This window comes from Streptomyces hainanensis (genome assembly GCF_004348415.1).
Classification (GTDB): Bacteria; Actinomycetota; Actinomycetes; order Streptomycetales; family Streptomycetaceae; genus Streptomyces; species Streptomyces hainanensis.
The window spans coordinates 1-779 of the sequence record NZ_SMKI01000893.1 but is presented as its reverse complement, the minus strand read 5'-3'; the positions used below and the strand labels follow the sequence as shown (position 1 = coordinate 779).

The following is a 779-nucleotide window of genomic DNA, read 5'->3' as shown; positions in this document are numbered from 1 at the left end:
CTCCTCCAACAGGCCGCCGCCACCGACGACCCCACCTTCGCCCCCCAAGCCCGCAGCCGACTCTCCGAACCGCCGTTCGCCGGGTGAGGCGATGCCGTTCTCGCCACGACGGCGACGAAACCGACCGGCGGCGCCCGCCGGCTCGACGGCACGCGGATCATTCGGCACGAAAAAGCCCCCGCCGGGTGATCGGCGGGGGCTTCGCTACTGTGCGCTCGGCAGGATTCGAACCTGCAACCTTCTGATCCGTAGTCAGATGCTCTATCCGTTAAGCTACGAGCGCCTGGCCCCTAGGGGCCGGTGCGGAGACAACATTACAGCACTGCGGGCCAGGGGTGAAATCAGTTCCCCCGAGGCCGCACAACAGCCCCTGACCTGCGGAAACGCGGAAACAGCGCGAAAACGAAACCAAGCCCCGGCCGGGTGGCCGGGGCTTGGTCGAGGACGGCGGAGGCTCCGGGATTTGAACCCGGGATGGGGGGTCACCCCAAACCGCATTAGCAGTGCGGCGCCATAGACCAGACTAGGCGAAGCCTCCTCGCACAGCAGCGCGATCGCTACGTGCTCGCAAATGATGCCACAGCCCGAACGGCCGCAGCCAATCGGATTCCACCCTACGGGTGTGTCGCCGCCGCGTCGAGTTGCGCAACGGTCCGGGGTCGGCAGCGTTAGCAGTGGGATCGAACCCCGACCGCATCTCCCGCACCTCGCACCGCCTCACACCTCCTGGAGCACAGCCATGCCGCACACGCAGTCCCCTTCGCCCCTCTCGTCCCGCC

Annotated in this window: 2 tRNA genes; both read right to left on the bottom strand. The window is 67.5% G+C overall.

From position 1 onward, the window contains the following. Positions 1 to 210: 210 nt before the first annotated feature. Positions 211 to 283 (bottom strand) — tRNA-Arg (locus tag E1283_RS36685). 165 nt (positions 284 to 448) lie between these two features. Beyond that, a tRNA-Ser gene (locus tag E1283_RS36680) sits at positions 449 to 538 on the bottom strand. Positions 539 to 779 lie beyond the last annotated feature (241 nt).